5 protein-coding genes are annotated in these 7,057 nt (G+C 66.3%); 3 read left to right on the top strand and 2 right to left on the bottom strand.

The features are described from left to right. The first annotated feature begins 341 nt into the window (after positions 1-341). Positions 342-794: a cytochrome P450 family protein gene (locus tag ABD743_RS16025; protein WP_344722872.1), complete on the top strand. Its 453-nt coding sequence runs from the start codon at positions 342-344 to the stop codon at positions 792-794. Positions 795-1,183: 389 nt separating this feature from the next. Beyond that, positions 1,184-1,987, top strand: coding sequence for an IclR family transcriptional regulator (locus tag ABD743_RS16020; protein WP_344722871.1), 804 nt, complete (start codon positions 1,184-1,186; stop codon positions 1,985-1,987). Between the two features lie 675 nt (positions 1,988-2,662). Here ABD743_RS16020 and ABD743_RS44500 read toward each other — a convergent pair. Next, a complete protein-coding gene (locus ABD743_RS44500) occupies positions 2,663-4,111 on the bottom strand; it encodes a relaxase/mobilization nuclease domain-containing protein (RefSeq protein WP_379659257.1) in 1,449 nt (482 codons plus the stop codon). A 50-nt stretch (positions 4,112-4,161) separates the two neighbouring features. Beyond that, positions 4,162-4,500 carry a hypothetical protein gene (locus tag ABD743_RS16015; RefSeq protein ID WP_344722870.1) on the bottom strand — a complete coding sequence of 113 codons (339 nt, stop codon included), beginning with the start codon at positions 4,498-4,500 and terminating at the stop codon, positions 4,162-4,164. 1,104 nt (positions 4,501-5,604) lie between these two features. Here ABD743_RS16015 and ABD743_RS16010 point away from each other — a divergent pair. Beyond that, positions 5,605-6,924, top strand: a complete 1,320-nt coding sequence (locus ABD743_RS16010; RefSeq protein ID WP_344722869.1) for an epoxide hydrolase family protein — start codon at positions 5,605-5,607, stop codon at positions 6,922-6,924. The last annotated feature ends 133 nt before the right edge of the window (positions 6,925-7,057 follow it).

The raw sequence follows: 7,057 nt of genomic DNA, 5'->3' as shown, positions 1-7,057 counted from the left end.
GCCTCCCATCCGAATCCGCCCCACAGCGGTGACGCAGGAAATGCCGCCAGGCTGAGAAGGAATCCCTTGCCCAGCCGAGGGCCGGCTGTGGTCGACTGGCCCGAACCAGCGACATCTCAGATGCGATGACAAGCCCGCACCGCGGATCCCGAGCTCCCGATGATCCGGCACATACTGCCCGCGGCGCGGTATATCCGAATTGCCGAATATCCCTTTCGACACCGGTCACCACGACGGCGACCAAGGCTGAGCAGCTCTCCTCGGCACCGGGCACCGATCCCGAGCGGCTCGCGAAGGCCCCGTCCGAGGCCTGATCAGCGTCAACCACATCGGAGGATCACATGGCCCGGCCCTATCCCTTCAACGAGTCCGATCAGCTCGAACTCGACCCGACCTACCAGGAACTGCTCCGCGACGAGCCGGTCTCCCGCGTGATGCTGCCCTACGGCGGGGAGGCCTGGCTCGCCGTCCGACACGCCGACGTCCGCACCGTGCTCAGCGACCCGCGCTTCAGCCGTGCCGCCGTGGTCGGACGGGACATGCCGCGGGTCAGGCCGGAGCTCGAGGACAACGTCAACTCGACCATGAACATGGACCCTCCCGACCACACACGGCCACGCAAGCTCCTAGCCGGCGCGTTCACCACTCGGCGGGTGGAGGCGCTGCGCCCCCGCACGGCCGAGCTGACCGCACAGCTACTCGCCGGCATGCGCGCGGCCGGCACCGGAGCCGACCTCGTCGAGCACGTGTCGGGAACGGACTCCTGCGCAGCCGCCGTAGTCGTCACTTCCTGACCGGGTGCGCCTGATCGGCATCGGCCGTTGCGGCACCACCGCGATCGGCCAGAGCGGTGCCAAGCTCGTGGTGGCTACCAGAGGACGACAACTGTGACTTCGTGATCTCCCTGACACTCGACGGCGACCGGATCTGCAGGCTCGACATCATCCGAGCGCCGGAAAAGCATCGCCGTCCTCGGCGGAGCTTCTGGAGTCGGCCGCCCCGGCTGCCGTACACGGGTCCCAACGGCTTGCTGACCGATGCCGTATACGCCCGACGATCTACTCTGTATTTGATGATGCCAGACCCTTTGTGATCTGTAAAGCGATGGTCAATCGGAAGTATTCCGAGCGGTTCTCGAAACCGTTCCTGGACGTATTCCGACGTGCAAAGGAGGCTTCGATTCATGGCTGCATCTGTTGGGAAGGCAGCACGGATTCTCCGGGCATTCTGCCCGACATTGAATGTGCTCTCGGTACGCGCATTGGCCGACCGCACGGGATTGCCGCGATCCACCGTCCATCTGCTGTGCCGGGCCCTGGTGTCGGAAGGTCTGCTGGAGGTGGTGCCTCGCGCCGGCTATCGGCTGGGGCCGCTGCTGCTTGAGCTGGGCGGATTGATCATCGATCGCACCGGGCTTGTCGAGGCGGTTGAGGGCAGCACCCCGGGGCTGCAGCGCAGCGCGGGTCAGGAGCTGCACGTGGGTCAGCTCGTGGAGGGTTGGGTGATCTATGTGCACCGGCAGTCCGGCCCGATCCGGGTGAGCATGATGAACCGGGTCGGTATGCGGGTGCCGGTGTTCATGTCCGGGTGCGGCAAGATCGCGTTGGCCGCGCTTGACCCGGAGGACGCCGACCAGCGTGTGCGGCGTGTCTGCAGGCAGGAGCAGATTTCGCTTCCCGATATGGCGGCGCTGGCGGAGGAGCTCGCTAGCGCGCGTATCCAGGGCTACCTCGTGTGCCGGTCGTTCCAGCCGCGGCGTACGTCGGTGGCCGCGGCGGTCATTGGAGCCGATGGGCAGCCCGCTGGAGCGTTGTCGATAGCCGGGCCGGATTCCACGTTCGCCCCGGCGCGCCTGGCGGACCTGGGCCGGGCCGTGTCGGAAACCGCGGAGATCGCGAGCCGCAGGCTGCAGAGCCGGCCCAGCTCTGCGGCCGCGCGGTCGACCCCAGACGTTCTGGCCGCCCCAATGCGCCTCGTCGCAGGCTGACGCACACAACCGATCAGCGCGTCCGCGAGCAGACGTCTGACGACGCCTCGGGCGGCCGCTCACCTCGTCTCTGCTCCGCTTGTCACCTCAGGAGCGCTCCCCCAGCGCTGTGCGTAGGTCGAGCCGCGTGAACCGGCGGAGAAGGACGTGCAGTCCCGATCTGCGATCCGGCGCCCCGGGTAGATCGGGGAGTCCTGACCGGCGCGGGGAAGATGCGGGCTGCGGCGAGTTCGGCCTGTTCTCGAGGAGTCAATGTCCATGGTCGGTAGAAGGCCTCCGCAAGCTCCTCGGCTCGGCGGAACGCCAACGCAGTGGAATGAAACGCTCCCCGGTCACGAACATCGAAAAGGACACGTCCGAGCGTAACCCGAAGATAGCTCGGACGACCCACCGGTCGTTCCAGGCGCGCGACAGCCGGTGGAGAGTCACGAGCCTCGAACATGACCGCGGGCTCAGATGCACCCGCGATAGGCGCAACTTTACTCAAGTCGGTCTCCCTCGGAAGAAACAATGAAGAAGGCCCAATGTCATTCCACGTGCGCGCGAACTTCGCCACGGTCTCGGAATCATGCATGTAGAGCAGCGCCGCCCCGACCCGCACGCTCACCGCGGCACCGTCGGTATTCGGCCGATGCACCTTCACCGCGGTGTCCTGCCGACCGACCAGCGCGACGATCACGCTGACCGACTGCCGATTCCGCTGCATCCTTCTCCGCCTCCGAGAGACATCGTGAGCGCGACATGCGGATCAGCCGCGCGGCTGGCCGGAGCGTCGCGGCGCCGGCAGATCGCGCCGTGGTCGATGCGTGACCATCTCGTGGCCCGGCACCACAACGGCAGATGCTGACGTTCTGTCCTCGGCCCAAATGCTGACCATGTCCGCCGCCGCGCTCGTGACGCAGCGGCCTGGTGCTCCCGGTCGTGCTCCCGCTGCCACGCAGCCACCTCGCGCAACAAGGCCGCCAAGGCCACAACCAACACCACCACAGCCGGCCCGCCATCATTCGGAGATCCGAACGTTCCGCGAGGGCGGCGGACGAGCTGGGGCGCAACTCGTCGAAGCCCCGCCCCCGACCGCCCCAACCGCATACCTGCTCCACGCGGCGGTCGGGCAGCACGGTCGAACGCATCCGCGGCGGAGCTCAGCCCATCCCCATATCCAGCCAGTGCGGTCAGCACATCTCGAGTGGCGTGGGCGATCCCGTCGGGGTCTTCGCAACCTCGACCGCTGCGCGCCTCACACACTGCGGCACGAGCTCGCTCGACCCGCCGCCGCGCCGCCTCAACCGGAATCGCTGCCGCCGAGCCCTCCGCCGCCTCGCCCCACGCTCGCATCAACCGCGGCAGCGACAGATCCGGCGCCAACTTGCTCCCGCTGTAGAACACCGGCTCGCCCGACGCGGTGATGTCCCCTCGCCGTGCGACCTTGTACCCGAGCGGATCACCGGAAGGGGCCTGCCGCAGCTCCACGAGGTAACCGGCGTCCTCGAGTGCCGCGAGGAACGCCAGAGGACCATCCGCAGCAACAGCTGCGACGCGTACCGCCCGAGCCAGCTCGACCCGTGCCGGCTTCCTGCCCTGCCGGCGAGTCTTCTCGATCTCCCCCCGCCCCGGCGCACGTGCCGCCGTCCCATCCGCGGCAGCAGTCACCGTCAGGCCCAAGCGCTGTTCGATCCGCTGCGCAGTCTCCCTGAGCCGCGGGTAGTCCTGGCTCGGCCAGAACCTGCGACAGCTGTCCTGCCGCACCAGCACCACCGCAATATGGACATGGTCATCAGCATGCCGAATCGCCACCCACCGGGGCCCGCCCGCGTCCCCCTGCTCCGCGACGCCGGCGCCATCGAGTAGCTCCCGTGCAACCGACGCCCACTCCGCATCCGACAACACCCGATCCCCCGCCGCGACCCCCGCCGAGCAATGCCACACGTACCCGCGCTTGCCATCCGCGTCGCGCTCCGGGAGACCCGCGGCAACAGCGGGCGCCCGAACCGCGCGAATCAGCGGCGCCACGTCCCGGTCGAACTCCCCCGGCCCGGTCTGCTCCGGCTGCCAACCCGCGTCCCGCCCGTCCCAACTGGCGATCACCCGCGGCCGCACGTGCTCCTGCACCCGCCCCGGACCCATCAGATAGGCGATCAGCCCACCGACCCGCCAGCCATGCACCACCTTCGTGATCACCGACTGCCCCGCTCAAACTCCGCCACGACCAGGTCGATCGCCGCGTCCAGCCGCGCGAGGAGACAGGCCACACGTTCGGCAACTTCGGGGGCATCCGGACCGGCCAGCTGCCCGGCGAGCACAACGTCAGCATGCAGCAGCAGCAAATCGGGAAGCCCGATCGATGTGCTGGTGCCGCCCTCCGCCGCCTCGATCGCGGTCTGTCCGATCCAGGCACCAACCGCAAGGCCGGCGAGCGCCGCACGTTCTCGGACCAACCCCAGTTCTGCACTGGAGAACCGAACAACAGCCTGCCGACGCCGCGGCTCCGACGCCCTCGCCCGGCGCTGCCGCACTCCCCCAGACCGTTCCACGGGGGTGAGCTCCACAAGGCCCACTCAACACATCACGGCCTATCGAACCGTGGTCGCGCCAACGCCGCAGATGCCTCGACCGACTACGGTGGCCATAGCCAGGCGGTGCTCATCTCGGTCGCAATGTGGTTCGACCGCATCGGCGTGAAGCAATGCAAGGGACTTGCCCACGAGGGCGTTTCAGCAGTTGACGACGTCGACTCGTCCGTGGACGACCGTCCTCGACGATGCATGTCCGGGCCCGTTGTCACTCAGTTGATCACTCATGGCGAGCGCCGATATCGGCCAGCCGTGACCGGATCCGGCGCCGCCGATGCAAGTCGACCTGTTGATCGGTCATGGCTGACGCCCCATTTATCATACTGGTGTGCCTCACGCCGTCCAGTCTGCCCACCACATCACCAGCAGTCTTCCCTTCCTTCAGACGCCGGCAGTCCATCCGGGAAGTTAACTCAGTATGTGCAGGAGGAACGACGGGCCGGACCGACCAGTGCTTCTTAAACCGGTAGCCGTAGCAGATTAGCGAACCCGCGGCTATCGAGCTGATATCGGAGCCGTTGAAACTCCGTGATCCGCAAGACATCGATGCTGCACCTTGACGACGGTCGACGATTGGAATCCGCCTCTCATCCGAATGCGAGATCGAGCCAGGTTGCCCTAGGCCATGCGCGGAGTGCAACCCTAGTAAACGATTTGACGTCTCGAGATCTGTGACGCCCGGAGCTCGGCGCCAGCGTGTCCCGCACATCCGGACAGCAGGCTTGACCTCCGTTGCGACCCAACCCATGATGACCTGCATCGGCTTCATGTCGGATGCCTCACAATCTACAGAAAGAGTCGGAACAGCGCGGATGGGGCATGATCTACGTCTTGACCCATAAAGATGTCGTCCGTGCCAAAATGAGCTCCACATCCGCCGAGCGCGGGACCAGTTAACGTATTCATGATCCACGTAGTTCAAGGGCACTCTGCGCGGTTTATCAGCGAGGCCTGCTCTGACCGGTCGCCTCCTGGGTACTGAAGGCGTCCGATGAATCACACGAGGTCTTGGTTCGATCTAATTCTTCCGGCGAAAGGAATACATTCATGCTCGACCGGTCTTCCGCTCGCTCGAGACGCAGTTTCCTGGCTACGTCCGCCGGCGCTATCATGGCGACGGCCATCGGCACCGGTGCGTCCAGCATGTTCTCCAGCGCATCCACAGCTTCCGCCGTCACGGTTGCAGAAACGGCGACCGGCACGGCGTCGATCCGCCGGTTTCGGGTGGATGTACCGAAGAGGGACCTCACCGACCTGCGGCGGCGGCTGCGCGCGACAAGGTGGCCTACCAAGGAAACTGTGCCCAATCAGTCACAGGGGGTGCAACTGGCGCGGATGCACGACCTTGCCCGCTACTGGGGCTCTGGCTACGACTTGAACAGGCTCGAAGCCAGGGTGAACGCCCAGCCTCAGTACGTCACGGAGATCGACGGGCTCGACATCCATTTCCTTCACGTCCGTTCCCGCCACGAGAACGCGCTGCCCCTCATCATCACGCACGGCTGGCCGGGATCAATCCTGGAGCTGCTGAACGTGATCGCCCCGCTGACCAACCCCACTGCCCACGGGGGTCGCGCCGAGGACGCGTTCCACCTGGTGATCCCGTCGCTGCCGGGGTACGGCTTCTCCGGCAAGCCCACCGGCCCCGGCTGGGGGCCCGACCGCATCGCACGCGCCTGGGCAACGCTGATGAAACGCCTGGGCTACGACCAGTACGTGGCGCAGGGCGGGGACTGGGGCTCGGCGGTCACCGACATGCTGGCCCGCCACCGGGCCGAGGGACTGCTCGGCATCCACGTGAACTTGCCCTCGGTCCTTCCGGCCGACGTCGCGAAGGTGCTCCACGACGGCGACCCCGCGCCGACCGGACTGTCCGACGAGGAACGAGCCGCCTTCGACGGACTCAACACCTTCTTCCAGCTCGGCACCGGCTACTCCGCCATCATGGTGACCCGCCCGGAGACAGTCGGATTCGCATTGGCGGACTCACCGACCGGGCTTGCCGCGTGGATGTATGACAAGATCGCCGCGTGGACCTACAGCGGCGGCATTCCCGAACGCTCCCTCACGCTCGACGAAATACTCGATGAAATCACTCTATACTGGCTCACCAACACCGCGTCCTCGTCCGCACAGCTGTACTGGGAGAACAAGGCCAGCACCTTTATCGCGGCTAATGTCTCCGTACCCGCGGCGATCACTGTCTTCCCCGGTGAGATCTACCAGGCACCTCGCAGCTGGGCTGAGCAGAGCTACCACAACCTGTATTACTACTCCAGGGTCGACAAGGGTGGGCACTTCGTCGCCTGGGAGGAGCCCCAGCTCTTCAGCACCGAGATCCGCACCGCCTTCCGGCCCCTGCGCTAATCCGGCCCCGGGCGGTAGGAGCGTCTTCGAGAAGCGTTGGCGTTTCTGACTGATCAGCGACTGGGTCTGTCATGGTCGACGAACGGCTCACAACCGGCCACAGTGACCAGCTATCCGACCACAACGACACACC

Origin of the sequence: Pseudonocardia yunnanensis (assembly GCF_039534065.1) — a bacterium.
GTDB lineage: Bacteria > Actinomycetota > Actinomycetes > Mycobacteriales > Pseudonocardiaceae > Pseudonocardia > Pseudonocardia yunnanensis.
The sequence above is the reverse complement of the archived record's forward strand: the minus strand, read 5'-3'. Positions and strand labels throughout refer to the sequence as shown.